Annotated in this window: 23 protein-coding genes and 3 pseudogenes; 18 read left to right on the top strand and 8 right to left on the bottom strand. The window is 64.7% G+C overall.

Going from position 1 to position 25,330, the window contains the following annotated elements:
* Window positions 1-183 precede the first annotated feature (183 nt).
* Window positions 184-2,085, bottom strand: a complete 1,902-nt coding sequence (dnaK, locus tag IVA87_RS03400) for a molecular chaperone DnaK (RefSeq protein WP_247276571.1) — start codon at window positions 2,083-2,085, stop codon at window positions 184-186.
* A gap of 394 nt (window positions 2,086-2,479) precedes the next feature.
* Here dnaK and IVA87_RS03395 point away from each other — a divergent pair, with 394 nt between their 5' ends.
* Together IVA87_RS03395 and pncA are read left to right on the top strand one after the other, a co-directional pair.
* Window positions 2,480-3,421 (top strand): hypothetical protein, encoded by a 942-nt coding sequence (locus IVA87_RS03395; RefSeq protein WP_247332713.1) that lies wholly within the window; start codon window positions 2,480-2,482, stop codon window positions 3,419-3,421.
* Between the two features lie 143 nt (window positions 3,422-3,564).
* On the top strand, window positions 3,565-4,287 hold the full coding sequence (gene pncA, locus IVA87_RS03390; RefSeq protein WP_247294973.1) for a bifunctional nicotinamidase/pyrazinamidase: 723 nt from the start codon (window positions 3,565-3,567) through the stop codon (window positions 4,285-4,287).
* A gap of 60 nt (window positions 4,288-4,347) precedes the next feature.
* On the opposite strand, the gene grpE is transcribed toward pncA, so the two are convergent.
* Both grpE and hrcA read right to left on the bottom strand, forming a co-directional pair.
* Complete coding sequence (gene grpE, locus IVA87_RS03385) at window positions 4,348-4,965, bottom strand: nucleotide exchange factor GrpE (protein WP_247276574.1); 618 nt, start codon at window positions 4,963-4,965, stop codon at window positions 4,348-4,350.
* A gap of 95 nt (window positions 4,966-5,060) precedes the next feature.
* On the bottom strand, window positions 5,061-6,149 hold the full coding sequence (hrcA, locus tag IVA87_RS03380) for a heat-inducible transcriptional repressor HrcA (protein WP_247294970.1): 1,089 nt from the start codon (window positions 6,147-6,149) through the stop codon (window positions 5,061-5,063).
* Between the two features lie 167 nt (window positions 6,150-6,316).
* On the opposite strand from hrcA, the gene rph reads away from it, so the two are divergent.
* From rph to hemW, 3 genes are read left to right on the top strand one after another with little or no spacing between them, the layout of a single operon-like run.
* Window positions 6,317-7,030, top strand: coding sequence for a ribonuclease PH (rph, locus tag IVA87_RS03375; RefSeq protein WP_247294968.1), 714 nt, complete (start codon window positions 6,317-6,319; stop codon window positions 7,028-7,030).
* Between the two features lie 10 nt (window positions 7,031-7,040).
* Window positions 7,041-7,676 carry an RdgB/HAM1 family non-canonical purine NTP pyrophosphatase gene (gene rdgB / locus IVA87_RS03370; protein WP_247294966.1) on the top strand — a complete coding sequence of 212 codons (636 nt, stop codon included), beginning with the start codon at window positions 7,041-7,043 and terminating at the stop codon, window positions 7,674-7,676.
* Complete coding sequence (gene hemW / locus IVA87_RS03365; RefSeq protein ID WP_247294964.1) at window positions 7,663-8,817, top strand: radical SAM family heme chaperone HemW; 1,155 nt, start codon at window positions 7,663-7,665, stop codon at window positions 8,815-8,817. Before rdgB ends, hemW begins: the two co-directional genes overlap by 14 nt.
* A gap of 4 nt (window positions 8,818-8,821) precedes the next feature.
* Here the strand turns inward: hemW and IVA87_RS03360 are convergent, their stop codons facing one another.
* On the bottom strand, window positions 8,822-10,042 hold the full coding sequence (locus IVA87_RS03360; protein ID WP_247332711.1) for a penicillin-binding protein activator: 1,221 nt from the start codon (window positions 10,040-10,042) through the stop codon (window positions 8,822-8,824).
* Between the two features lie 337 nt (window positions 10,043-10,379).
* On the opposite strand from IVA87_RS03360, the gene rsmI reads away from it, so the two are divergent.
* From rsmI to IVA87_RS03325, 7 genes and pseudogenes are all read left to right on the top strand, one after another.
* Window positions 10,380-11,330, top strand: a complete 951-nt coding sequence (gene rsmI, locus IVA87_RS03355) for a 16S rRNA (cytidine(1402)-2'-O)-methyltransferase (protein WP_247294959.1) — start codon at window positions 10,380-10,382, stop codon at window positions 11,328-11,330.
* Window positions 11,317-11,717, top strand: a pseudogene (locus tag IVA87_RS03350) (YraN family protein). Before rsmI ends, IVA87_RS03350 begins: the two are co-directional and overlap by 14 nt.
* 10 nt (window positions 11,718-11,727) lie before the next feature.
* Window positions 11,728-12,672 (top strand): glutathione synthase, encoded by a 945-nt coding sequence (gene gshB / locus IVA87_RS03345; protein ID WP_247294955.1) that lies wholly within the window; start codon window positions 11,728-11,730, stop codon window positions 12,670-12,672.
* 357 nt (window positions 12,673-13,029) lie between these two features.
* On the top strand, window positions 13,030-13,842 hold the full coding sequence (cpaB, locus tag IVA87_RS03340) for a Flp pilus assembly protein CpaB (protein WP_247294952.1): 813 nt from the start codon (window positions 13,030-13,032) through the stop codon (window positions 13,840-13,842).
* Window positions 13,843-13,855: 13 nt separating this feature from the next.
* On the top strand, window positions 13,856-15,373 hold the full coding sequence (locus IVA87_RS03335) for a type II and III secretion system protein family protein (RefSeq protein WP_247294949.1): 1,518 nt from the start codon (window positions 13,856-13,858) through the stop codon (window positions 15,371-15,373).
* A gap of 57 nt (window positions 15,374-15,430) precedes the next feature.
* Window positions 15,431-16,165, top strand: a complete 735-nt coding sequence (locus tag IVA87_RS03330) for a CpaD family pilus assembly protein (protein WP_247294946.1) — start codon at window positions 15,431-15,433, stop codon at window positions 16,163-16,165.
* The gene (locus tag IVA87_RS03325; RefSeq protein ID WP_247294944.1) at window positions 16,162-17,451 is read left to right on the top strand and encodes an AAA family ATPase; all 1,290 of its coding nucleotides are present in this window, start codon (window positions 16,162-16,164) and stop codon (window positions 17,449-17,451) included. The genes IVA87_RS03330 and IVA87_RS03325 overlap by 4 nt, the downstream gene beginning before the upstream one ends.
* A 79-nt stretch (window positions 17,452-17,530) precedes the next feature.
* On the opposite strand, the gene IVA87_RS03320 is transcribed toward IVA87_RS03325, so the two are convergent.
* Entirely contained in the window at window positions 17,531-18,304 is a 774-nt protein-coding gene (locus IVA87_RS03320; protein WP_247294942.1) for a tetratricopeptide repeat protein, read from the bottom strand.
* Window positions 18,305-18,384: 80 nt separating this feature from the next.
* On the bottom strand, window positions 18,385-18,630 hold the full coding sequence (locus IVA87_RS03315; RefSeq protein ID WP_018644993.1) for a PilZ domain-containing protein: 246 nt from the start codon (window positions 18,628-18,630) through the stop codon (window positions 18,385-18,387).
* 228 nt (window positions 18,631-18,858) lie between these two features.
* Between IVA87_RS03315 and IVA87_RS03310 the strand changes: the two are divergent.
* The 4 genes and pseudogenes from IVA87_RS03310 to IVA87_RS03295 all read left to right on the top strand — a co-directional run.
* Window positions 18,859-19,503: pseudogene (locus tag IVA87_RS03310) on the top strand (magnesium chelatase domain-containing protein); the annotation flags it as partial.
* Window positions 19,504-19,543: 40 nt separating this feature from the next.
* The gene (locus IVA87_RS03305) at window positions 19,544-20,416 is read left to right on the top strand and encodes a recombinase family protein (RefSeq protein WP_247332709.1); all 873 of its coding nucleotides are present in this window, start codon (window positions 19,544-19,546) and stop codon (window positions 20,414-20,416) included.
* Between the two features lie 31 nt (window positions 20,417-20,447).
* A complete protein-coding gene (locus IVA87_RS03300) occupies window positions 20,448-21,143 on the top strand; it encodes a zinc ribbon domain-containing protein (RefSeq protein WP_247332707.1) in 696 nt (231 codons plus the stop codon).
* Window positions 21,140-22,042 (top strand): ParB N-terminal domain-containing protein, encoded by a 903-nt coding sequence (locus tag IVA87_RS03295; RefSeq protein WP_247332706.1) that lies wholly within the window; start codon window positions 21,140-21,142, stop codon window positions 22,040-22,042. The genes IVA87_RS03300 and IVA87_RS03295 overlap by 4 nt, the downstream gene beginning before the upstream one ends.
* Window positions 22,043-22,310: 268 nt before the next feature.
* Here IVA87_RS03295 and IVA87_RS03290 read toward each other — a convergent pair whose 3' ends face one another.
* Together IVA87_RS03290 and IVA87_RS03285 are read right to left on the bottom strand one after the other, a co-directional pair.
* A complete protein-coding gene (locus IVA87_RS03290) occupies window positions 22,311-22,709 on the bottom strand; it encodes a response regulator (protein WP_247332705.1) in 399 nt (132 codons plus the stop codon).
* Window positions 22,710-22,916: 207 nt separating this feature from the next.
* Window positions 22,917-23,615, bottom strand: coding sequence for a YfbU family protein (locus tag IVA87_RS03285; RefSeq protein WP_247332704.1), 699 nt, complete (start codon window positions 23,613-23,615; stop codon window positions 22,917-22,919).
* Between the two features lie 141 nt (window positions 23,616-23,756).
* Here IVA87_RS03285 and IVA87_RS03280 point away from each other — a divergent pair.
* Window positions 23,757-24,665: pseudogene (locus tag IVA87_RS03280) on the top strand (ATP-binding protein); the annotation flags it as partial.
* A 108-nt stretch (window positions 24,666-24,773) separates the two neighbouring features.
* A complete protein-coding gene (locus tag IVA87_RS03275) occupies window positions 24,774-25,241 on the top strand; it encodes a hypothetical protein (RefSeq protein WP_247332703.1) in 468 nt (155 codons plus the stop codon).
* Window positions 25,242-25,330: the final 89 nt, after the last annotated feature.

Genomic DNA, 25,330 nt, shown 5'->3' with positions numbered 1-25,330 from the left:
CATGAGCGTCCCTCCGCGTTGCGGCGGAAGACGGCACAGCGGCGTTCAGCATAACGGCTGGAAATTGATCGATCGTAACGGGCGCCTTGCCCGCCCGTCCCGACACGGCGGCCTCCCCCGCGAGGGGGGAGGTCGGTAGCGCGTGTGGGGTCCAAGCCGTCCGCATCGTTACCCTCTCGGGGTTCAGGCGGACTTCTTGTTGTTCTTGTCGTCGTCGACCTCGGTGAATTCCGCATCGACGACGTCGTCCTTGGCCGCATCCTTCTTGGCGTCGGCCTCGGCCTGCTGTTTGTACATGGCCTCGCCGAGCTTCATCGACACCTGGGCCAGCGTTTGGGTCTTGGCCTTGATCGCCTCGGCATCGTCGCCCTTCAGCGCTTCCTTGAGATCGCTGACGGCATCCTCGATGGCGCGGCGCTCGCTCTCGGCGACCTTCGAACCGTGCTCGGCCAGCGCCTTCTCGGTCGAATGCACGAGGCCATCCGCCTCGTTCTTGGCGGTCACCGCCTCGCGGCGCTTCTTGTCCGCCTCGGCATTGGCCTCGGCGTCCTTGACCATCTTCTCGATGTCGGCTTCCGACAGGCCGCCCGAGGCCTGGATGCGAATCTGCTGCTCCTTGCCGGTGGCCTTGTCCTTGGCCGAGACGTTGACGATGCCGTTGGCGTCGATGTCGAAGGTCACCTCGATCTGCGGCATGCCGCGCGGCGCCGGCGGAATGCCCATCAGGTCGAACTGGCCGAGCATCTTGTTATCGGCCGCCATTTCACGCTCGCCCTGGAAGACGCGGATGGTGACCGCGTTCTGGTTGTCCTCGGCGGTCGAGAACACCTGGCTCTTCTTGGTCGGGATCGTGGTGTTGCGGTCGATGATGCGGGTGAACACGCCACCCAGCGTCTCGATGCCCAGCGACAGCGGGGTGACGTCGAGCAGCAGCACGTCCTTCACGTCGCCCTGGAGCACGCCGGCCTGGATCGCAGCACCGATCGCCACGACCTCGTCCGGATTGACGCCCTTGTGCGGCTCCTTGCCGAACAGCTGCTTCACGACCTCCTGGACCTTCGGCATGCGGGTCATGCCGCCGACCAGCACGACTTCGCCGATCTCACCGGCGGTGATGCCGGCGTCCTTCAGCGCTTTGCGGCAGGGCTCGATGGTCTTCTGCACGAGGTCGTCAACCAACGCCTCGAACTTGGCGCGGGTGAGCTTCATCGTCAAATGCTTCGGCCCGGTCTGGTCCGCGGTGATGAAGGGCAAGTTGATCTCGGTCTGCGTCGTCGAGGACAGCTCGATCTTGGCCTTTTCAGCGGCTTCCTTCAGGCGCTGCAAAGCGAGCTTGTCGTTGCGCAGATTGATGCCCTGCTCCTTCTGGAACTCGTCGGCCAAATAACCCACGAGGCGCATGTCGAAATCTTCGCCGCCGAGGAAGGTGTCGCCGTTGGTTGACTTCACCTCGAACACGCCGTCGCCGATTTCGAGAATGGAGATATCGAAGGTGCCGCCGCCGAGGTCGTACACCGCGATGGTGCCGGCCTTGGTCTTGTCGAGGCCATAAGCGAGCGCGGCCGCAGTCGGCTCGTTGATGATGCGCAGCACTTCAAGGCCCGCGATCTTGCCGGCGTCCTTGGTCGCCTGGCGCTGGGCGTCGTTGAAGTAGGCGGGAACGGTGATGACGGCCTGATCGACCTTCTGGCCGAGATGGGCTTCCGCGGTCTCCTTCATCTTCTGCAAGATGAACGCCGAAACCTGCGAGGGCGAGTAGGTCTGGCCGTCGGCCTCGACCCAGGCGTCGCCGTTGGAAGCCTTCACGATCTTGTACGGAACGAGCTTCTTGTCCTTCTCGACCATCGGGTCGTCGTAGCGGCGGCCAATGAGGCGCTTCACTGCGAAGAAGGTGCGCTCGGGATTGGTGACGGCCTGGCGCTTGGCCGGCTGCCCGACGAGGCGCTCGCCGTCATCCGTGACGGCGACGATCGAAGGCGTCGTGCGCATGCCTTCGGAATTCTCGATGACTTTGGCGTTCTTGCCATCCATCACGGCGACGCACGAGTTCGTGGTGCCGAGGTCGATCCCAATGACCTTTCCCATGGTCCTGATATCCTTCTTTTTGCGGCAGGTTGGTTGGGCCCAGAAGGCACCCGATCCAAACCCCCTAAGATCAAACATCCGCGATATTGCGATGATTGAGGCTCATATAGGAGGGGGGCAGGGGCCCGCAAGGACCGAACGCAAGTTTCGGCCGTGAAAACATTGGGTTTTGGAAGATCATATCCGGGCTCAACCGCCCTTGCGGGTGAGGAAATATTAACAGGTTCGGGCCTCAGCAAGCCCCGCCCGCGCAATCTGCCCCACCCTGTTACGACAGGGCCAAACCCGCTAAAAGGCGGACCGGCCGGGCAGCCGCAGCACAGCCGCTCCGCGCGACAAAGCGGCCCGGTGGCCGACCATCGAACGGCCTCAATGTGAACCAATCAGAGTGCCCATGAAGCTGACCCGCCCCCTCGCCGCGCTCGCCGTCCTCATTGCCTCCGCGCTTCCGGCCCTTGCCGCCGACGCCGTTTACCCGCCCGGCTTGCGCCTCGGCATGGTGCCGCTGATCGGGCTGAGCACGGCCAAGTCCTTTCCGGGCTTCGAGAGCGAGGACGGCAACGTCAAGGTGCTGATCACCGAGCTGCCGCCGGCGGCCTATGGCGAGGTCGTGAGCGCCTTCAATTCCAATCCGGCCGGTGCGAACGGCGTCAAGCAGGACAAGATCGAAACCCCCGCGGGCCTTGCCTATTTCACCACCGAAAGCGGCAAGGCCGGCGATACCCCGGTGAGGCGCTATTCGATGATCGTGCCGGGCGCCGGCTTCTCCGGCTATGTCGCGGTGCAGATCCCGGAGAATGCGACCAAGATCTACAGCGATGAAGCGGTGCGCCAGATGTTTGCGACCGCCGTCACCCGCAAGCAGGTCTCGGCCGAAGAGCAGATCGCGCTGATGCCGTTCAAGATCACCGATCTCGCCGACTTCAAGGACATCCGTACGCTGGCGCCGGGCTCGAGCATCATCCTGGCCGACGGCGACGAGAGCACGGGCTATGAGTCGAAGCCGTTCATGATCCTCGGCCTGATTGGCGCCACTCCGCAGCAGGCCGACGACCGCGCCCGCTTCGCCCAGGAAGCGGCGCTCCAGATCCCCGGCGTGCGCGAGTCGCGCGTCACCATGTCTGAGCCGATCCGCATCAACGGCCAGCAGGGTTTCGAGACCCGGATCGACGGCGTCAGCGGCAAGGACAAGGTTCCGGTGACGGTGGTGCAGTGGATCCGCTTCTCAAGCGGCGGCACCTCGCTGCGCATCATCGCCAGCGCCCCGCGCGACCAATGGCCAAGCGCGTTCACCCGCTTCCGCGCCGTGCGCGACGGCATCCAGCCGAAGGGGTAGCTCCGGTACGCGGGAGCGGTGAGGATCCGCCGACCCAAGCCCAACCACTCGATAAGACCGGCTGCATTTTCGGGCTTCTGTTCGCACACAAGCGGAACTAGGCTTGGCCTCCATTGGGTTCATTCCTGGAGGGGAGACGAACGATGCTGGATCGGCGACACATGTTGGCGGCGCTTGCGACCACGGCGCTCGCGGGCCTCGCACCAACCGCGCTGTTTGCGGCCGCGTCAATCAAGCCTGACGAAGCCTCCGCGCTGCTCGTGATCGACGTGCAGAATTGCTTCCTGCCCGGCGGCAGCCTCGCGGTGAAGGAAGGCGAGCAGGTGGTGCCCGTCATCAACAAGATCGCAAAAGCGTTTGCGAACGTGGTGATGACGCAGGACTGGCATACGCCCGGGCACATCTCATTCGCTTCGGTGCATGCCGGCAAGAAGCCGTTCGAGACCGTCGATCTTCCCTACGGCAAGCAGGTGTTGTGGCCGGACCATTGCGTGCAGGGCACCGACGGCGCCGCGCTGTCAAAGGATCTTGCGATCCCGCACGCCGAACTGATCATCCGCAAGGGTTTTCACAAGGACGTCGACAGCTACTCGGCCTTTGTCGAAGCCGACGGCAAGACCTCGACGGGCCTCGCCGGCTATCTCAAGGGCCGCAGGATCAAGCGCGTCTTCGTCGCCGGTCTCGCCACAGATTTCTGCGTCGCCTGGACCGCGCTCGATGCGCGCAAGGCGGGCTTCGAGGTCTATGTGGTGGAGGACGCCTGCCGCGGCATCGACACGCAGGGCTCGCTGGCAAAGGCCTGGGCCGATATGGCCAAGGCCGGCGTGAAGCGGATTCAGTCTGCGGATATCGCGGTGACCGCGTAAGCACTTCGCGCAGTCATTCCGGGGCGATGCGAAGAGCCGAACCCGGAACGAGGCTAAAACTCAGTTTGCCGCGCTGTTCGGCTCGTTGGTGTTGGCCGCGGGTGCGGCCTTCGCGCCGCCTTTGGCGACGCCGACCAGGGCGGGACGCAGCACGCGCTCGCCGATGGTGTAGCCGGCCTGCACGACCTGCACCACGGTGCCCGACGGCACCGACGCATCGGGGACTTCGAACATCGCCTGCTGGAAATTAGGATCGAACTTCTGGCCCTGCGGATCGAACTTCTTCACGCCGTGCTTTTCCAGCGCGTTGAGCAGCGAGCGCTCGGTGAGTTCGACGCCTTCGATCAGCGAGATCAGGCCGGGATCGGCTGCGGCCCGCGCCTCGGCCGGTACGGCATCGAGCGCCCGCTGGAGGTTGTCGGCGATGTCCAGCACGTCGCGGGCAAAGCCCGTAATGCCGTAGAGACGGGCGTCGGCGACCTCCTTGCTGGTGCGCTTGCGCAAATTCTCCATCTCGGCCAGCGTCCGCAGCATGCGGTCGCGCGCCTCGGCGGCTTCCTTCTGCAACGTCTCGACCGAGCCCGGCTCGGGATCGTCGGGCATGATGTAAGGCTTCGACACCACCGGCTCGCCGGTCGGCGCGGTCGTGTCTTCGGGTTGCCGGTCTTGATCGGTCATCGGCTCTAATCTCGAACTCGTTTCCAGGGATTGTTGGCCCGGATATCGTGCCTAAGCTTGCGAAAATCAAGCGCCCGTGATCGGAGGAACGCCGATCAGCCCCCCAAAAGCCGACTGACGATGCGGGCGGCGTAGTCCACCGTCGGGATCACACGGGCATAATTCAGCCGCGTCGGGCCGATCACGCCGAGAACGCCGACGATATGGCCGGCGGCATCCCGATAGGGCGAGATGATGGTGGAGGAGCCTGACAGCGAGAACAGCTTGTTCTCACTCCCGATGAAAATTCGCACGCCTTCCGCGGTTTCGGCCCGGCCGAGCAGGTCGATCACGCCGCGCTTGGTCTCGAGATCATCGAACAACAGGCGCACCCGCTCGAGGTCCTCCAGCGCGTGCAGATCTTCCAGCAGATTGGCGTGGCCGCGGACGATGAGCTGGCGGTCCTCGTTCTCGCCCCCGGACCAGCTCGCGATGCCGGCCGCGATCACCTTTTGCGTCAGCTGATCGAGCTCGGCCCGGGCCTCGCCGAGCGCGGTCTCAAGCTCGAGCCGCGCCTCGGCCAGCGTGCGGCCGCGAATCCGTGCATTGAGGAAATTGCCGGCTTCGGTCAGCGCCGAGGAGGGAACTCCGGGCGGCAGCGTCAGCACGCGGTTTTCGACCTGGCCATCCTCGCCGACCAGGATCACCAGCGCTTTCTCTGGTTCCAGACGGACGAACTCGATGTGCTTGAGCCGTGCGTTGGATTTTGGCGTCAGCACGACCGCGGCGGCACGGGTCAGGCCCGACAGCCGCATCAAGGCCTGGTCCAGCGCTGCTTCGACCGATTGTGCCTGGCCGACCGACGAAAGCTGACTCTGGATGGATTGCCGCTCGGCCTCGGTGAGGTCGCCGACCTGCATCAGGGCGTCTACGAAGAAGCGCAGGCCGAGTTCCGTCGGCAGCCGGCCGGCGGAGGTATGGGGCGCATAGATCAGGCCGAGCTGTTCCAGGTCGGCCATGACGTTGCGGACCGAGGCCGGCGACAGCGGCATCGCGATCAGGCGCGAGATATTGCGCGAGCCCACCGGCTCACCGGTCGCGAGATAGCTTTCGACAATTTGACGAAAGATGTCGCGGGAACGCTCGTTGAGCTGGGCAAGGCCTGCGCGCGGCGCGATCAGATGGATCGGATCGTGATGGGCCACGGACGGTAACTCCTCTCAGATACTCGTAATTTGTCCATCCCGGACGCTTCTGACAAGCGTGGCGTTTGCGGGCCCGAAATCAGGGGTGAAAAAACCTTGCCGCCCACCCTCACCCCACCTACAAGCACCGCGAACAGCCTTTCCCGTGAGTTTTTGGAGGACTTCCCATGCGGCCAAGCCGCCGTGCGCCCGACGAATTGCGCCCCGTGACGCTGGAGCGCGGCGTGGTCAAATATGCGGAAGGCTCGTGCCTGGTGAAATTCGGCGACACTCATGTGCTGGTCACCGCCACGCTGGAAGACCGCCTGCCGCCGTGGCTGAAGGGCCAGGGGCGCGGCTGGGTCACCGCCGAATACGGCATGCTGCCGCGCGCGACCTCGGAACGCACCCGCCGCGAGGCCTCCGCCGGCAAGCAGAGCGGCCGTACCGTCGAGATCCAGCGCCTGATCGGCCGCAGCCTACGTACCATCGTCGATCTCGAAGCGCTCGGCGAGCGGCAGATCACGGTCGATTGCGACGTGCTCCAGGCCGACGGTGGCACCCGCACAGCCGCGATCACCGGCGCTTGGGTCGCACTTGCCGATTGCATCAACTGGATGAAGGCGCGCAACATGATCAAGTCCAATGTGCTGCGCGACAACGTCGCCGCGATCTCCTGCGGCATCTATAATGGCACGCCGGTGCTCGATCTCGACTATGCCGAGGATTCGGAAGCCCAAACCGATGCCAATTTCGTCATGACCGGCGATGGGCGCATCATCGAGGTGCAGGGCACCGCGGAACGCGAGCCGTTCAGCGAAACCGAGTTCCTGGCGCTGATGGCGCTGGCCCGCAAGGGCGTCGCGCGTCTGGTGGACTTGCAGAAACTGGCTGTGGCGTAGTCAATAGGCCATGCACCGCCGAATCACGGACAAGCTCGTTATCGCCACCCACAATCCCGGCAAGCTCGCCGAGATGCGGGAGCTGCTTGCGCCGTACGGCATCGAGGCGGTGTCGGCTGGTGAGCTCGGCTTGGCCGAGCCCGAAGAGACCGGTAACGATTTCCGCAGCAACGCCGCGATCAAGGCGGTCGCGGCGGCGCAGGCGACCAAGCTTGCCGCTTTCGCCGACGATTCCGGCATCGTGGTCGATGCGCTCGACGGCGCGCCCGGCATTTTCTCGGCGCGCTGGGCCGGGCCAAACAAAGACTTCGCAGCGGCGATGGCGCAGATCGAGCGCCTGCTCCAGGAGCGCGGCGCGACCACGCCCGACAAGCGCAAGGCCCATTTCGTCTCCGCGCTCTGCGTCGCCTGGCCCGACGATCATCGCGAAGAGGTCGAGGCGCGCGTCGACGGCACGCTGGTCTGGCCGCCGCGCGGCACCGCCGGCTTCGGCTACGATCCGATGTTTCTGCCCGATGGCCACAGCCGCACCTTCGGCGAGATGGAGAGCATCGAGAAGCACGGCCTGCCGCCGCTCGGCCTCGGCCTGTCGCATCGCGCCCGCGCCTTCGTGAAACTGGCGGAGATCTGCCTTGAGCCGCGCTAAGGAAGCCTTCGGCGTCTACGTGCACTGGCCGTTCTGCCTGTCGAAATGCCCCTATTGCGACTTCAACAGCCATGTCCGCCACGTCGCGATCGACGAGGCGCGCTTTGCATCCGCCTTCGCCCGCGAGATCGCAACCACGGCTGAGCGCGCACCCGGCCGTGAAGTGACCTCGATCTTCCTCGGCGGGGGCACGCCATCGCTGATGCAGCCCGCAACCGTCGGCGCGGTGCTCGATGCGATCGGCAAGCACTGGCATGTCGCAGGCGACGTCGAAGTGACGCTGGAGGCAAACCCGACCAGCGTCGAAGCCACACGCTTCGCCGGTTATCGTACCGCCGGCGTTAACCGCGTCTCGCTCGGCGTCCAGGCGCTCGACGATGCCTCCTTGAAGGCGCTCGGCCGCATGCACAGTGCGCGCGAGGCCCTCGATGCCGTCGCCATCGCGCGCCGTTCGTTCGACCGGTATTCGTTCGACCTGATCTACGCCCGCCCCGACCAGACGCCGGCGATGTGGGCGGACGAGCTGCGTCTCGCGATCGACGAAGCGGCCGAACATCTGTCGCTCTACCAATTGACGATCGAGGAAGGCACGCCGTTCTTCGGCCTGCACCAGGCCGGCAAATTGAAGACGCCGGACGAAGCGGTCGCGCGCGCGCTTTACGACGTGACGCAGGAGACCTGCGACAAGCTCGGCCTGCCCGCCTACGAGATTTCAAATCACGCGCGCCGCGGTGCCGAGTGCCGGCACAATCTGGTCTATTGGCGCGGCGAGGAATATGCCGGCATCGGTCCCGGCGCGCATGGCCGCCTCGACATCGATGGCATCAGGCACGCCACCGCCACCGAAAAGCGCCCCGAAGCCTGGCTGCTGCGGGTCGAGACCAACGGCGACGGCGTGGTCACCGACGAGCTCCTCAACAGCGAGGAGCGCGCCGACGAATTTTTGCTGATGGGATTGCGGCTGGCCGAGGGAATCGACCCTCAGCGCTACAAGGCTCTCTCCGGCCGCCCGCTCGACCCAAAGCGCATCGCTCTATTGCGCGAGGAAGGCGCAATCACGGTGGACGCCACGGGCCGGCTGCGCGTGACAAGCAGTGGCTTCCCCGTGCTGGATGCGGTGGTTGCGGATCTGGCAGCGTAACGCGCTACGCCCCAAAACTCTTCGGCGAGCCTGCCACCGCAACCCCGCCGCCGGTCGTCACCTTCATCACCGCAAGTCCTCGCTCGTTGGTGCCGTCGGGGCGGAAGCGGAACAGGCCGTCGATGCCGGCAAAGCCGGAGGGGTTGGTGAGCACGTCGGGCGAGAAGCGCGCCGTGCCTTGCGTGCGCGCGAGTGCGGCGACGAGGGCGACCGCGTCATAGGCGAGCGTTGCGGTGCGCACCGGCTCGGCGCCGTATTTGGTGCGGTAACGGCCGGAGAAGGCGCGGAAGCCGGCCGGATCCGGCGCGGCGTAGAGACCGCCTTGCAACGCGGCGCTGGCATAGACGCGCGGATTGTCCCACAGCCCGGTGCCGAGCAGCTGGATGTTGCGCAAATTCGCACCCGCCGCGGTCATCGCATCCGCCACTGAAACCACGGCATCGCCGTCGTCGGCAATGAACAGCGCGTCCGCACTTCCGAGCTGCTGCGCCACGGTTCGAGCTGGGGTGGCGCGGTCGGCGCCGTATTTCTCGAAGGCGACGATGCGCCCACCACGCCGCGGCACTGCCGCCTTCACGGCGGCTTCGACCACATTGCCATAGGCGTTGTCGGGCACGAGCACGGCGACGGAGCGCTTTCCGATGCTGGCAGAATATTCGACGATGCGGTTGACGTCGGACTCCGGCAGGAAGCTGAGCAGATAGACGCCGCGTCCGGCGATGCTGGAATCGGTCGAGAATGCCATCACCGAGATGCCGCGCGTGCGCGCGACCTGCGCCACCGCCGGCACCGATTGTGCGAACAATGGTCCCAGGATGATTTCGGCGCCCTCGTCGACCGCCTGCTGCGCGCCGGCTTGCGCGCCTTGCGGGCTGCCATTGTCGTCCTTGATCAGGAGCTGGATGTTCGGGTTCTGGAACTCGGCCAGCGCCATCTCGGCGGCGTTGCGCATGGATTGCGCCGCGAGGCCTGCATTGCCGGCCGCCGAGAGCGGCAGGATCACGGCGACCTTGACCCCGCTGGTGCCAGCGGTCGTGCCCTGTTGGGGCGGACCAGCCGGCTGCGCCGGTGGCGCGGAGCTGGAGAACTGGCTGAGACTCTGCTGCACGCCGGCGCAGGCCGACAGCAGGGGGGCGCCGAGCAACAGGCCAAGCGCGCTCCGGCGGGTTGCCCCGGGCCATCGGGGCGCCGGACCGGAAGACTTCGAACTAGACGGGCCCACCATCGCAGTTTCTCTTCCGACCGGCCGTTGCCAGCCGGTCACCACATTGCTCCACGACGCAAGCCGCGGATTCAGGCATATTGTCGGCAAACAGTTAACCAAAACAAAAGGATAATCGCCACTTAACGCGACCGCCCTCCTATGCTGGCCAACCGCTGGCCGTCACTTACGCAGCATCAAGGGAGGTTTCCGTCGCGAATATGGCGCGAGGGCCTTGCTCCCGCGCAACGTGACCCCGCATTGATCACATTCCCGTCCGTTCCTCGCCCCTCACCTCGGCACGATCTTTTTCGAAGAGCTGGTTCCCAGCCCTGCGGATCGTGCCTAAGTTGACTTCATTATGCGCGCAAAGCCGGCCCCGATAAATACGCCTGAAGCTCAAGACGCCACCTTGCGCGGCTTCTCCATCGACGCCCATCGGCTTGCGGTGGCGAAGGCCGCGCCGGGCCTGCATCTGGTCGCGACCCCCATCGGCAATCTCGGTGACATCACCCTGCGTGCGCTTCAGACGCTCGCCGGCGTCGACGTCATCGCCTGCGAGGACACCCGCATCACGCGGCGCCTGACCGAGCGTTACGCCATCGCAGCGCAGCTCAAACAATATCATGAGCACAACGCGGAAGCCGCGCGTCCGAAGATCCTGGAGGCGCTTGCCGCAGGCGGCTCGGTCGCGCTGGTGTCCGATGCCGGGACGCCGCTGATCTCCGATCCCGGCTTCAAGCTGGTGCGCGAGGTCTGCGCCGCCGGCCATGCGGTCTATGCGCTGCCCGGTCCCTCCTCGGTGCTGGCGGCGCTGTCGGTCGCGGCGCTGCCGACCGACCGCTTTTTCTTCGAGGGCTTCTTGCCGTCGAAATCGGCGGCGCGCAGGTCGCGCCTTGTTGAGCTGGCTCGCATCGATGCGACACTGGTGATGTTCGAATCCGGCAACCGCGTGCAGGACGCGCTCGCCGATCTCGCCGAGATTATGGGGACGCGCCAAGCCGCGATCTGCCGCGAGCTGACCAAACTGCATGAGGAGATTTCGCGCGCAACATTGAGCGAGCTGGCTCGCGAGGCGGATACGCTGGAGACGCGCGGCGAGTTCGTGCTGGTGATCGCCCCACCTGCGGTCGACGCCGAGGTGCTGACGTCGGATGCGCTGGACCAGCTCCTGCGCGAGCAGCTGGCCGCGCACAGCGTCAAGGATGCCGTGGCGCATGCGGTCGCACTCTCGGGCCGCCCGCGGCGCGAGGTCTATGCCCGCGCGCTCGAGCTCGCAAAAGACCTGCGGGGCGGCGATGGCGAAGACTGAGGTCCCGGCGGAACCGAAAGTCGCCTCGCCCGAGCGCATCGCCGCGTTCCGAACCGGCATCTCCGCCGAGAGCCGCGCCGCCGCCTATCTGATGGCCAAGGGCTACCGCATCCTCGCCAAACGTTATCGCACCCCGCATGGCGAGATCGACATCGTGGCGCGCCGCCGTAATTTGACGCCTTCGTCGAGGTCAAGGCGCGCGCGACGCTGGATGACGCCGCCTTCGCGGTGACGCCGCGCCAGCAGCAGCGCATCATCGACGCCGCGCAAGGCTGGCTCGTAGCGCATCCCGAGCATGCCGAATTGGAATTGCGATTCGACGCCATGCTGATTGCGCCGCGATCACTTCCACGCCATTTGTTGGCGGCATTCGACGCCTCGACCTGAAAGGCAGACCATGAAACTCAACGTCGCCGTCCAGATGGACCCCATCGCCCGCATCAACATCAAGGGCGATTCCACCTTTGCGCTGCTCCTGGAGGCACAGAAGCGCGGCCATGGCCTGTCCTATTACACCCCCGACAAGCTCTCGATGGTGGGCGAGGAGATCGTCGCTCCGGTTCAGCTCCTCACCGTGCGCGACGAGCCGGGCGATCATTTCACGCTCGGCGAGCCCAGGCGCGAAGCGCTCAACGGCTTTGACGTGGTGCTGCTCCGCCAGGACCCGCCGTTCGATCTCGCCTACATCACCTCGACGCATTTTTTGGAGCGCATCCATCCGAAGACGCTGGTCGTCAACGATCCCGCCTCGGTGCGGAACGCGCCGGAAAAGTTGTTCGTGATGAACTTTCCGCAGCTGATGCCGCCGACCCTGATCTCGCGCGACTTAGATGAGATCAATGCGTTTCGCGACAAGCACGGCGCCGTCGTGATGAAGCCGCTGCACGGCCATGGCGGCGCCGCGGTGTTCCGCGTGATGCCGCAGGACATGAATTTCGGCTCGCTGTTCGACATGTTCTCGGTGACGTTCAGAGAGCCCTGGGTGATCCAGCAGTTCATTCCCGAGGTGAAGCACGGCGACAAGCGCATCATCCTCGTCAACGGCGAGTTCGCCGGCGCCGTAAACCGTGTGCCGGCCGCGGACGACCTCCGCTCCAACATGGTGCGCGGCGGCGCGGCGCAGGAGACCGAGCTCACCCCGCGCGAGCGCGAGATCTGCGCCACCGTCGGTCCGGCGCTGCGCGAGCGCGGCCTCCTGTTCGTCGGCATCGACGTCATCAACGGCAATCTCACCGAGATCAACGTCACCTCGCCGACCGGCATCCGCGCCATCGCGCGGCTCGGTGGGCCGGACGTGGCGGCGAAGATATGGGACGCGATCGAAGCGAAGCGGGCGAAGTAAGGGCTGTGGACGCGCAATCTCCCCGAGCTAGCTCGTCCAGGCGAAGGACGGACGACATCCTTTGGTGTTGCGCGCGGCCCACCTCATTGACAGCCCCGCCGCTGCACGTGCTCACATCACTAACCACCCGTTCACCATGACGCCGCACCGGTCATGCGAACGAATAGGCTGGCTTGCGTAAATCTACGGGGCCGCTGGCCGGTTGAATAACGCCACGTTCACCATCAGCCGAAAACCAGCACCGTCACTGGCCATCACATCCGGCCTCGCAACACCCCTTATACTTTTACTCCCTACTCATCGACAGGGGGGACCCGCCACGTGCGGTTCGAGTGCCCCGCGTATGAGTAGAAGCGTATGAATACCGCACGCCTTGTCGTTCTCGTCATCGCGCTCGCTGCCGGCGGCGTCGCTGCGTATCTGGCGAGCGGCTATCAGAATGCGCCCGCGCCCGTTCTGCCCGTCACCGAGAAACTGCCGACCGTCGAGGTTCTCGTCGCGAAAACCGACATCGGGCTCGGCCAGGCCGTGAAGCCCGAGGACCTGCAATGGCAGGTCTGGCCGGCAGCGACGGCGAGCAATGCGTTCATTCGCCGCGACAGCAGGCCCGAGGCGCAGACCCAGATCGCCGGCTCGATCGCGCGCGTGCCGTTGATGCAGGGCGAGCCGATCCGCGAGCAGAAGCTGGTCAGGGCCGAAGGCTCCGGCTTCATGGCTGCGATCCTGCCCTCCGGCATGCGGGCCGTATCCACCGAAATTTCAGCCGAGACCGGCGCCGGCGGCTTCATCCTGCCGAACGACCGCGTCGACATCGTGCTGACCCGCCGCCTGAAGAATCCCGACACCAACGGATCGACCGGCGGCAACGATCTGATCGTGTCCGAGGTCATCCTGACCAACATCCGCGTGCTCGCGATCGACCAGGCGCCGAAGGAAAAGGACGGCCAGACCGCCGTGATCGGCAAGACCGTCACGCTCGAGCTCAAGCCCGACCAGGTCGCCACGCTGTCGGCTGCGCGCCAGGGCGGCACGCTCCAGCTCGCGCTGCGGAGCATCGTCGATGCCAACGCAGTCGACGGGTCGCCCGAGGACCAGGCGGTCAAGCGTCCCGGTGGCGTGAACGTAATTCGTTATGGCGTGCAGGCGCGCCAACTGACGTCACAGAAGTGATGATGGGGACAGTATGAACTACGGGGATGATCGGACGGGCCTGCGCATTCGGGGGAAGCGCGCGCGCTCGTTCTTGGCGGGGACGATGCTGCTGCTGGGGCTGCTCGCAGCCTCCGACCGGCTCAGTGCCGCGGATGCCCCGGTCGGCGATCAGGCACCGATGCAGGCGCCTGATCTCGGTGTGTCCTCGGTCGCGACGATCGCGCCGGCGCGGACGCGCTTTCTGTCGCTCGGCGTCGGCAAGTCCGTCGTCATCGACCTGCCGCGCGAGGTCAAGGACGTGCTGGTGGCCGATCCCAAGATCGCCAATGCCGTAATCCGCTCGGCGCAGCGCGCCTATATCATCGGCGGCCAGGTCGGCCAGACCAACGTGGTGTTCTTCACCGCCGACGGCCAGCAGGTCGCCTCCTACGACATCGCGGTGAAGCGCGACCTCAACGGCATGCGCACCGCGCTGCGCCAGTCGCTGCCGGGCGTGCAGATCGAAGGCATCGGCGACAGCGTGATGCTGACCGGCTCGGTCTCGAGCCCGGTCGAGGCACAGCAGGCGGGCGACGTCGCCGCAAAGCTCGTCGGCGGCTCGGACAAGGTCGTCAACAACATCGTCGTTCGCGGCCGCGACCAGGTGATGCTCAAGGTCGTGGTCGGCGAAGTGCGCCGCGATATCGTCAAGCAGCTGGGCGTCGATCTCAGCGCCAGCCTGAACGCCGGCACCGCGGTGGTGAATTTCAACAATTCCAACCCGTTCTCGGTCTCAGGCGGCCCTCTCGTCAGCAGCAACGGGCTCGGTGTTACCGGACTCGCAAAAGGCGTGGCCACCGTCAACGCCACGATGCGCGCGATGGAAAGCGCCGGCGTCATGCGCACGCTCGCCGAGCCGAGCCTAACCGCGATCTCCGGCGAGTCCGCCACCTTCATCGCCGGCGGTGAATTCCCGATTCCGGCCGGCTATTCCTGCGATCCGGTCACCCACGTCTGTACCACCCAGATCACCTATAAGAAGTTCGGCATCTCCCTGAACTTCACGCCGGTCGTGCTGAGCGAAGGACGTATCAGCCTGCGCGTGATGACCGAAGTCTCGGAGCTGTCGAATCAGAACGCCATCTCGGTGACGCAGGCGGTGTCCGCGGGCCAGACTAGCTCGATCACCATTCCCTCGGTTCAGACCCGCCGCGCCGAAACGACACTGGAAATTCCCTCCGGCGGCTCGATGGCGATGGCCGGCCTGATCCAGCAGCAGACCAAGCAGGCGATCAACGGCCTGCCCGGCGTGGACCAGGTGCCGATCATCGGCGCGCTGTTCCGCAGCCAGGACTTCGTCAACAACGAAACCGAGTTGATGGTGATCGTGACGCCCTATGTGGTGCGCGCCGTCGCCCAGAAGGAATTGTCGCGGCCCGACGACGGTTTCGCGCCGGCTTCCGACGCGCAGACGGCGCTGCTCGGCCGCATGAACCGCCTTTATGGCATCACGCGCCGCGTCGATCCCATCAACGGCACGCCCGGCGATTTCGGCTTCATCATCGATTGACGACGAGCGGACGGCCTGGGGACCGGAGCAGAAACGGGGCAAGAGGGGAATCAAGCGATGACGAGGACGATAGCCGACCGACGCCGCCCTTTGAGCGTCGCGCTGGTGCTGACGGGGCTGTCCGTCATGCTGGGCGCGTGCAACACCACCGGTGAAATCGTCACTCAGACAGTGCCGACCGACTATCGCCAGCGCCACCCGATCGCGGTGCAGGAGGGTAGGCGCTCGATCGTGATCTTCGTCGGCAAGGCGCGCGGCGGCCTCTCGGCCGCGCAGCACGCCGATGTCGCTGGCATTGCCCGGGATTGGATGCGCGAAGGCACCGGCTCCGTCGTCGTCGACGTGCCCGTCGACACCGCGAATTCGCGTGCCGCGGCGGCGACTTATCGAGAAATTCGTTCCGCGCTCGCATCCGGCGGCGTGCCCTCGCACGCCATCCTCCAGCATCCCTATCGTCCCGAAGACCCCGGCCTCCTGCCGACGATCCGGCTGAGCTATTCCAAACTCAGCGCGGTGGCCGGACCCTGCGGGTTGTGGCCGGAAGACGTTGGTCCGAACATCCTCGACCCCGGCTACAATGAGAACCGGCCGTATTTCAATCTGGGCTGCGCCAGCCAGCGCAACCTCGCGGCCATGATCGACAATCCCGCCGACCTCGAGCAGCCGCGCGCCGAGACGCCCGCCTACACCGCACGGCGCGACATCGCCTTCGACCGCTATCGCAAGGGCTCGACGACCGCGACTTCCTATCCCGAGGCCGACAAGGCCAAACTTAGCGACACCGGCAAATGACTGGCATCCACGACGAAGAAGCGGACGATCCGCGGCACCCCGACGAACACATTGCACCGGTTCCTCGCATCTCGGTGCAGGCCTTTTGCGAGACCGAGCAGACGCTCGCCGCGGTGACCGCGGCGGGGGAGGATCGGCGGCTCGCCAAGGCGCATCTCACCGCCAGGGACGGTGGTCTCGCTGCGGCAATCGAAGTCTATGAAACGATGCCGACGCCGAACGTGATCGTGATCGAATCCGACGGCACGCGTGACATCCTGGAGGGGCTCGACGACCTCGCCGGCGTCTGCGACCCCGGCACCCGCGTCGTGGTGATCGGCAATCCCAACGACACCGCGCCCTATCGCGAGCTGGTCCGCCGCGGCGTCAACGACTACGTGGTCGGGCCAGTCGAAACCCTCGACGTCGTCCGCTCGATCTGTAGCCTGTTCTCGGCATCCGAAGCCATCATCACCGGCCGCGTCATCGCGGTGGTCGGCGCCAAGGGCGGCGTCGGCGCGTCCACCGTTGCGCACAATGTGGCCTGGACCATCGCCCGCGACCTCGCGCTCGATTCCGTCGTGATCGATCTCGACCTCGCCTTCGGTACTGCGAGCCTCGACTACAATCAGGATCCGCTGCAGGGCATCGCCAACGCGGTGCTATCGCAGGACCGGCCCGACACGGCGCTGATGGAGCGCCTGCTTGCCAAATGCACCGAGCGCCTCAGCCTGCTGGCGGCCCCCGCGACGCTCGACCGCGTCTACGATTTCGGCGCCGAAGCTTTTGATGCGGTGTTCGACACGCTGCGCATGACCACGCCCTGCATCGTGCTCGACGTACCCCACCAATGGTCGGGCTGGACGCGGCGGGCGCTGGTCAACGCCGACGACATCGTGATCGTGGCCGAGCCCGATCTCGCCAATTTGCGCAACACCAAGAACATGCTGAGCGTGCTCAAGGCGGCGCGCCCGAACGACCGGCCGCCGCTGTACTGTCTCAACCAGGTCGGCATGCACAAGCGCGCGGAGATCGAGGTCAAGGCTTTCGCCAAAACCATGGAGAGCCAGCCGCTCGCGGTGATCCCGTTCGATTCGAAGCTGTTCTCGACCGCCGCCAACAACGGCCAGATGATCGCGGAGATCTCCAAGAGCCACCGCACCACCCTTCTGTTCCAGAACATGGCCAACCGCCTCGCCGGCCGCGGCGAGGTGAAGAAGCCGAGGCGCTCGCTGCTCGGCCCGTTGCTGAAGAAGCTGAAGGGCAGGTCGGGCCGCGGATCCGCCCCGCATCGCAAGGCGTCGTAGGGGCTGGACGCGTTTTCGAGCGACGGATCCGGGTTCGCGTCAAGAAAGCGCGCCAAAAACGAGATCTAAACGGCGCGGGCTATTTGTCCGCCCGCTGCTGCTTCTTCGCCAGCAATTGCCGCAGCGCCGTGACCTTTGCCGCCGCCTGATCCGGCGGCAGGTCGGTCCTCACGATAGCCTCGGCCTCGGCCTGCTTTCCTTCCAGTCCCAGCACCAGCGCGAGATTGGCGCGCACGCGGGAATCGGCGGGATTGCGCTCGTGCGCGCGGCGCATCGTTTCCTCCGCCCGCGGCAGATTGTTCTGGAGCATGTAAGACAGGCCGAGATTGGACAAAACCTGCGGCTCGTCGGGCACGATCTTCAAGGCGGTCGCATAATATTGCTGCGCCTCCTCATTGCGGCCGAGCTGATCGAGCGCCGCGCCCTGCGCCGACAGGATGCGCCAGTCCGGATCCTCGGGCGTATGCGCTCGGCCGAGGACGTCGAAGGCCTGCTGGAAATTGCCGTTGTCAGCGAGCGCGCGGCCATAGCCGGCGAGCAATGCCTTGTTGCTGGGATGGCCGAGCACGGCCTGCTCCATCACCGCGACCGCCTGCGCCCGCTGGCCGCTATCGCGCAGCGCCTTGCCATAGGCGAGCACAACGCCGGGATCACCGGGCGTGGCGCGATAGCGTTCGCGCAAGGTGTCCATGTCCGGCTTGGCGTCGGCCTTCACACTGGCTTCAGATCTGACGCCGAGCGCGCCGGTGACATCCTCGATGCCATTGGTCTGGCAGCCGGCGAGGACAAGCACCATCAACGCGGGAAGCAGGAATTTCGCCGAAGGAGAGGCGGGAGACGGACGCTTGGACATACTCTGATCACTCGGCGACTGATCAGAGATGCTTACCCATTAACGCTAAAGCCCCGTTAAGGAGGCGCGACCATTAAGGTCTAATCGACGAACTCCGCGCCGAACTCGCAGCCGATGCGCCAGCGCAGGCGGCATTGGCGGGAATAATCGGGCGCGAAGATGATGGTGAATTGCGGCGGCACTTCCAGGAATTCCGCCACCACTTTCACGCCGCCATCCGAGATATCCGTGATCGTGCAGTCGCGCGGCAGCGAGCCCGCGCCAAAATGGATTTTGGCGAGCCGGCTGCATACCCGACGTTCGCTTCTCCGGCGATTTGCAAGCATTTGAATTCTTCACCCGTTAGACCACGGCCCATCCCGCAAGCGTAGGAGTAGCGGACATTCGTTGGAATGTGCTGAGGGGAGCCGCTCGCATTCGAGGCGTAGTGTCCGCTTCACGTTTACGATCGGATAGTACTTTTGTCGGTCCTTGGACATGTTCCTGTATTGTTCTTGCGCAAGGCGCCCGGCTCTGCTACCCCTAATTGCGCGAAAGGGCAGGCTGGTTCGAGCATGGTTCAGCGGGTTTCTACCGTCGCCTTTGAGGGGATTGAGGCCCGTGCGGTCGACGTGCAGGTGCAGGTCGCCCCAGGGCTGCCGGCCTTCGCCATCGTCGGCCTGCCGGACAAGGCGGTGTCGGAGGCACGCGAGCGGGTGCGTTCGGCCCTGATCGCCTCGGGGCTGGCGCTGCCGGCGCGGCGGATCATCGTCAATCTGGCCCCGGCCGACCTGCCCAAGGAGGGCAGCCATTACGACCTGCCGATCGCGCTCGGGCTGATGGCGGCGATCGGCGCGATCCCGCCCGATGCACTGGCTGGCTTCACCGTTCTCGGCGAGCTCGGCCTCGACGGATCGATTGCGCCGGTCGCAGGTGTCCTGCCCGCCGCGATCGGCGCCAATGCGCGCGAGGAGGGCCTGATCTGCCCGGCAGCCTGCGGCTCGGAGGCGGCCTGGGCGAGCCCGGACATCCAGATCATCGCCGCACAATCACTCATTCAGATCGCCAACCATTTCAAGGGCACGCAGGTGCTGTCGCGGCCCTCGCCGAAGGTGCATGAGGCCGCCGCCTCGTCCCTCGACCTGCGCGATATCAAGGGCCAGGAGAGCGCCAAGCGGGCGCTCGAGATCGCAGCCGCGGGCGGACATCACCTGCTCATGTGATTGCTTCAGTGCCCACGACGGGCTACTGGAGACGAGCATGATGGACGCCCAGCGGAAACCAAAGGCCTACAGCTACAAGCGCTTCTCTACGCCCGCACAGGAGCAGGGAGACAGCTTGCGCCGCCAGACCAAGATGGCCGAGGACTGGGCAAAGCGCATGGGCGTCCCTCTCGACACGGAGCTAAACCTCACTGACAGAGGCGTTTCGGCATACACGGGCGCCAATCGCGACGTTGGAGCACTGGGAGCGTTCCTCAAAGCCGTTGAGGACGGCTCGGTGCCCGCAGGCGCGTATCTGCTGGTTGAAAATCTCGACAGGTTGAGCCGAGAGCCCGCGTTTGACGCCTCCTACTACATGCAAGGCATCATTCGCCAAGGTGTCACTGTGGTTGACCTCTCGGACGGGCTCGGCCGCGAGTACAACATGGAGACCCTGCGGAGCCCTGAAGGCCTGTACCATCTCATGGCTATGCTGCTCTCGTTCGCACGGGGCAATCAGGAAAGCGCTCAGAAGGCGCGTCGTGTAGGCGAGGCGTACGCGAACAAGAGGGCGGTGTTTGCCAGCGAGCAGAAGCTCACCAAGCCGTACACCAAGAGGCTACCTGCTTGGATACGGTGGAGCGACGAGAACGCCAGCTACGAGCTGATCGAAGAACGAGCGGCGCGACTGCGCTGGATGTTTGAAATGGCTGATGAGGGCGTGGGTGCGCACAGCATTGCGACACAGCTCAACGATGCCAAGGAACCCACATGGGGCGCTGGTGGATGGAAGGCGAAATACTGGCATCGCAGCTACGTGCGCAAGCTCCTGACCAACAAGGCTGCTATCGGCATCTTCGTGCCACACACCGTGCGAAAGGTAACGCAAGCCACAGGAACCCATCTTGCACCGCTTTCCGGCTGCGATTGACCGGGAGCTGTTCGACCGAGTGAATGCCCGCATGAGCACCACTGAGGCAAGGGGCAGGAACGCCACCGGTCCCGTTAGGTCCATCTTCGCAGGCCTAATGAAATGCCAGCACTGCGATGGCACCGTTACACGGGTGAACAAAGGTGACCATGTGTATCTCGTGTGCTCGGCGGCCCACGCCAAGGCGGGAACACACCCCTACGAGAGCGTGCCTTACGATCAGGCGGTGAGCACATTCAAAGCAAACCTGAGGAAGACACTCGACACTGCTCCACGGGGCAATGACACCGCAGATATAGACGCCGAGATTGAACAGTTGAAAGTCGAGATTGACGCGGGTGAGGACGCCGTTAACGAACTGCTGGAGATGGCCATCTCTGACAAGAGCACGACAGCACGAGACAGGCTGCTGCAGTACGAACAGGAACTGGAGGCTGTCAGGGATGACCTGAGGTCCGCAGTCGAACGCCGCGAGATGCTCACGGGCGCCAACGTGGAGAAGCGGTTGGCCGCGGTGGAGCAAGCACTCTCAGCGGAACCAATGAACACCGAGGAGGCGAACAAGGCCCTTAGAGGAGCGGTGAGCAAGATGGTGATGAGACCGCAGGAAGGACGTTTGAACATCCGGTGGCACCATGCTGAGCAGATACAGGAGACGGTGTTCTTGACGAGCCGCTTCGACTGGGACGCCAATCAGATGGAAGACGAGAAGCAAGAGCAGCAATGAGCCGGAAGAAGACAGTGCGAACACGGCGGACCCTCACGCGAGGGAACGTGACGAGGCCGAGTGACACCGGGGAAACCACCGAAGCCTTGGAAGCGAGGCTTGCGACCGAGGGAACGGCGATGCTGCCGGTGAAGGCAGGCGCTACTGTTCAGATCGACCGCAAGCACATCAAGGTGGCTGCGAAGGTGTTTCAATGGAGAGTGCCGGGGCGAAACCAGATACCAAGCGATGACCACATCTTGGAGCTGGCGCACGCGATCCAGCGCGGTGAGCAGATGCCGCCGATCATCGTGTTCCCCTTGGGGCAAGACGCCTACGTGATGGACGGGCACCACCGGCTTGCGGCTTACGACATGGCGAGGTGGGCCAAGCCAATCCCGGCTAAGGTGTTCACTGGGAGCCTCAGGGAAGCCGAGCGTGCCGCCCTTCGCATCAACAGCAAGAATAAGCTGCCATTCCAGCGAGATGATCGAACGGCGGCGGCTTGGCGCTTGGTTCGACAGAAGGACCCCGGAGACACCATCAAGAGCATCATGGCAGACGCTGGAGTTTCCCATGGAACGGTGAACAACATGCGCGACGTGCTCAAGAAGTTGGAAGCAGCGGGCTACTCGCCCGAGGAAATCAGAGCGTCATCTTGGAACAGAGCGAGGCAGGTGGCGAACGGAAGCCCTGAGAACCAAGAGCACGAAGACTGGATTGAGGCAGAAGCACAGAAGCTGGTCGATGCGATTTTGAACGCCAAGCTCGCCTCGCGGCTCCTCAAGCACACCGACATCACAGCGCTCGCCTTGGCCAAGCTAAGCCCTGACTTGCCCAACGCGCTCATGGCGGAATGGGCACCACCTCCAGAGATTGACCTCAATGCCCCGCTAACCCCGGAGGAGGAGAACTTTTAGGCCCTTGGTGCCCAAACACGGGGATGCCCATTTGGGCAGTGGAACCGATAGGGCCGGAACGGCCGTATAGTTTATGACTATATAGCAAGTCCCTGAGTTACAAGGTAGATCTGGGTTTCAGGCCCGCCGCTCGATACTTAGGGCCGTATCGGCCGTAACAATATAACAGGTCGGGTCGGGCCTCCTCCAGTATGTGGGAAGCGGGGCTCTGCACGCCACCATCTGACCGCATCTGGAGTTCGAGCCGCCAGCGGATCATCACCGCGGTCTACGCTGTGGGCGGTGTGCCGGTGTTCAGGAGGTTGGAGAGAGCCGTCACGACCTGCGCAGGAGCGAACGGCTTCGCCAGCAGGATGCTATTGGGGACGCCCTGCGCGGCCCAGTGACCTGCGGCGGCCCCGGTCATGTACACGACTGGGAATGTAGGCTCTTTCTCCCGGACCTCCCGAGCGACGTGCCACCCGTCCAAGCGGCCCTTGAGGTTCACATCGGTCACGAGGGCCACATAGGGCTTCGTTCCGCTGCGGAAGAGTGTCAGGGCTTCCTCGGCTGAGGAGAGGATGTCGGAAGCGAAACCTGCTTCGGTAAGCGCGTCTTCAATGAGGCTCTGAATGCCCTCTTCGTCTTCAACGACGAGGATCAGCGGTTGATTGTTCGACTGGGTCACGGGGGCACACCGACGGGGAACTCGAATGTACTTAAGCGCAAAAGTGCACACTTGTTCCACGGAGCCCGCACTGCAGCCGTAAGCTTGGCGGCGGCCGGCCCTTCAACTCGAACTATTTGAAGCCGGGAGCCGGGGTCGATCTGAAAATGGGACCCGGGGCCGAGATGGGACCCTTTTTTTCGACAGGTCCCGGCGCTCCGCAGGCAGCTAACTCAACTTGAGAAGCTCGATGATCTGATCTGCGGACAAGCTGCGTCCGTGTCCCAAGCCTACCCGCATGGCGTCGAAGCGCTTCGCCATCTGGCCGTACCGTGCGACCGTAGGATGGTGGGAGTTGAAGCTACGCCCCTTGAACTCTTCGAAGCGACCAAGCTCCTCCACCAAGAAGCGCGCGATGCTCATGTACTCGGTTTCGTTATTGCCATCGAAGCCTGCAAACTTGGGGTCCTTCGCCCAAGGGCCAACCTCCGCCTCGATGCGGTCCTTCTCAGACTGCGGGAGCTTCCTGTAAGCGTGTTCGACAAACCACCACATGTCGAGGACATCGACGACGAGCGACACCGCGTCCGGCTTGTCAACGCTGTCGTGAATGATGCCGGTCAGTTGCCACTGTAGAGCCCAGAAGTGGCCGCCGTAGATTGCCTCTTGGATCAAGTGCAGCGTGTCCTTGTTCTCATAGTTCTTCTGCTGGCCAAGGATTTCCGTGAGGAGCCAGACGATCAGCTTCTGTTGGTTGTCGAGCACGAAGGGCTGCTTCCGTGACCCCAAGCCAAGCCCCTGCTCAACGAGGCGGCGTACCGCTTCCGCACGCGACGGCAGGTCGGCCTGATCGGACCTCCAGTTGTCCACCCGCTCCAATGTCAAAGGATCAAGCCGCATCTCGAAGCGCTCCGTCTTGGGCACCATGTGTTCATTCTCCGTAAGTGTTTCCGGCGATACCGTACATCGCTCGTATTATCCGTAAGTATGTACGGTATATGGAACTGTGCAAGGGCGCTGCTGCATAGCAGATATGCAGGCCGTCGCAGACGTTATTGTCATTGACGAAATCATCTTCTGATGATCGGCGCGCCTGGCGCCGGCAAATCGATGCTGGCGGCCCGCCTGCCCTCGATCCTGCCGCCGCTGTCGCCAGGCGAACTGCTCGAAGTCTCGATGATCGCCTCCGTCGCCGGCGAGATCGAGGGCGGCGCGCTAACCGCGCGGCGGCCGTTCCGCTCGCCGCATCATTCCGCCAGCATGGCCGCGCTCACCGGCGGCGGCGTGCGCGCCAAGCCCGGCGAGATCTCGCTGGCGCATCAGGGCGTGCTGTTCCTCGACGAGCTGCCGGAGTTCGATCCGCGCGTGCTGGATTCGCTGCGCCAGCCCCTCGAGAACGGCGAGGTCGCGGTGTCGCGCGCCAATCATCGCGTCACCTACCCTGCCCGCTTCATGCTGGTGGCCGCAATGAATCCCTGCCGCTGCGGCAACGCGTTCGAGCCGGGCTATGCCTGCAAGCGCGGCCGCATCGACCGCTGCACCGGCGACTACCAGGCGCGCATCTCGGGTCCCTTGATGGATCGCATTGATCTGCGCATCGAGGTGCCGGCGGTGACCGCGGCCGATTTGATTCTGCCGCCGCCAGCGGAAGGCTCCGCCGAAGTCGCCGCGCGCGTGGCGGCGGCACGCGACATCCAGCTCGCGCGTTATGCGGATGCCGGCCTGCCCAACGTCCGCACCAATGCCGAGGCGCCGGCCTCGGTCCTCGAAGAGATCGCAAAACCGGATGCGCAAGGCGCCAAGCTATTGCGGGACGCGGCGGAGACCATGCGGCTGTCGGCGCGCGGCTATCACCGCGTGCTGCGGGTCGCGCGCACGCTGGCCGATCTCGATAACGCGGACAAGATCGGCCGGCTGCACCTCGCCGAAGCGCTGTCCTACCGCGCACTCGCGGAGGATGTACGGCAGATGGCGTGAAGCCCGCACGCATCAACCCGGCGGTAACGAGTTTCCTTTACGCTCTGCAAACCATAAGCCGCATGTGTTTCCAACACGAGTTCCCGCGGGGCGGGCGAGTAGAGTGTCATGTTGCGTTTCAAGATCCTGGCGTCGGTTGTTCCCCTGTTGGCGGCGGCGGTGTTCGCCCGCGCCGAGATCGGATCGGTCTCGCATCCCTGCATTGCCCTGGGCGAGACCTCGGTCGAGCTCACCTCCGTGTTCTGGACCGCCGGCGTGCATGTCGCCTTCACCGATGATCCCGCGCAGGCCACGGTACGGGTCCAGGTCACCGACAATGCGGACGCTGCGGACTTCGCGGTGGTCGACGATGGCCTCGGCTCGGAATCGGATTCCTGCCAGGGCAATCCGTCGACACGCCTGGTCTCGATCGCCGCGCAGCCCGTCGACGGCGGCCAGGTGATCTATCTCTCCACCGAAGGACCGGCCGATTACCGCATCTATGTGCGCTCGAAGACGTTCTCGCAGCGCGAGGCCGCGGCGCTGATCGTCGGCGCCCGCGGCGGCCATGGCCACCTGCAGGCCGCCTCGCTCTAAAGCGCGCTGAGATCACGATCGCGCTTTAGCTTCTTGCTTGAGCATGATCTTTTCGGAAAATCGCTGCACACTTTTGCGGATCATGCTCT

Source organism: Bradyrhizobium sp. 147, from assembly GCF_023073935.1.
Taxonomy (GTDB): domain Bacteria; phylum Pseudomonadota; class Alphaproteobacteria; order Rhizobiales; family Xanthobacteraceae; genus Bradyrhizobium.
This window is presented reverse-complemented; position numbering and strand designations above follow the sequence as displayed.

Coding starts and splice junctions, on each gene's coding strand:
- rdgB (WP_247294966.1), top strand. CDS start 7,041: ATGCACCGCCGAATCACGGACAAGCTCGTTATCGCCACCCACAATCCC.
- IVA87_RS03335 (WP_247294949.1), top strand. CDS start 13,856: ATGAACTACGGGGATGATCGGACGGGCCTGCGCATTCGGGGGAAGCGC.
- IVA87_RS03330 (WP_247294946.1), top strand. CDS start 15,431: ATGACGAGGACGATAGCCGACCGACGCCGCCCTTTGAGCGTCGCGCTG.
- dnaK (WP_247276571.1), bottom strand. CDS start 2,085: ATGGGAAAGGTCATTGGGATCGACCTCGGCACCACGAACTCGTGCGTC.
- IVA87_RS03315 (WP_018644993.1), bottom strand. CDS start 18,630: ATGCTTGCAAATCGCCGGAGAAGCGAACGTCGGGTATGCAGCCGGCTC.
- IVA87_RS03295 (WP_247332706.1), top strand. CDS start 21,140: ATGAGCCGGAAGAAGACAGTGCGAACACGGCGGACCCTCACGCGAGGG.
- pncA (WP_247294973.1), top strand. CDS start 3,565: ATGCTGGATCGGCGACACATGTTGGCGGCGCTTGCGACCACGGCGCTC.
- rph (WP_247294968.1), top strand. CDS start 6,317: ATGCGGCCAAGCCGCCGTGCGCCCGACGAATTGCGCCCCGTGACGCTG.
- rsmI (WP_247294959.1), top strand. CDS start 10,380: ATGCGCGCAAAGCCGGCCCCGATAAATACGCCTGAAGCTCAAGACGCC.
- cpaB (WP_247294952.1), top strand. CDS start 13,030: ATGAATACCGCACGCCTTGTCGTTCTCGTCATCGCGCTCGCTGCCGGC.
- IVA87_RS03325 (WP_247294944.1), top strand. CDS start 16,162: ATGACTGGCATCCACGACGAAGAAGCGGACGATCCGCGGCACCCCGAC.
- grpE (WP_247276574.1), bottom strand. CDS start 4,965: ATGACCGATCAAGACCGGCAACCCGAAGACACGACCGCGCCGACCGGC.
- IVA87_RS03395 (WP_247332713.1), top strand. CDS start 2,480: ATGAAGCTGACCCGCCCCCTCGCCGCGCTCGCCGTCCTCATTGCCTCC.
- IVA87_RS03305 (WP_247332709.1), top strand. CDS start 19,544: ATGATGGACGCCCAGCGGAAACCAAAGGCCTACAGCTACAAGCGCTTC.
- IVA87_RS03320 (WP_247294942.1), bottom strand. CDS start 18,304: ATGTCCAAGCGTCCGTCTCCCGCCTCTCCTTCGGCGAAATTCCTGCTT.
- gshB (WP_247294955.1), top strand. CDS start 11,728: ATGAAACTCAACGTCGCCGTCCAGATGGACCCCATCGCCCGCATCAAC.
- IVA87_RS03275 (WP_247332703.1), top strand. CDS start 24,774: ATGTTGCGTTTCAAGATCCTGGCGTCGGTTGTTCCCCTGTTGGCGGCG.
- IVA87_RS03285 (WP_247332704.1), bottom strand. CDS start 23,615: ATGGTGCCCAAGACGGAGCGCTTCGAGATGCGGCTTGATCCTTTGACA.
- IVA87_RS03300 (WP_247332707.1), top strand. CDS start 20,448: ATGAGCACCACTGAGGCAAGGGGCAGGAACGCCACCGGTCCCGTTAGG.
- IVA87_RS03360 (WP_247332711.1), bottom strand. CDS start 10,042: ATGGTGGGCCCGTCTAGTTCGAAGTCTTCCGGTCCGGCGCCCCGATGG.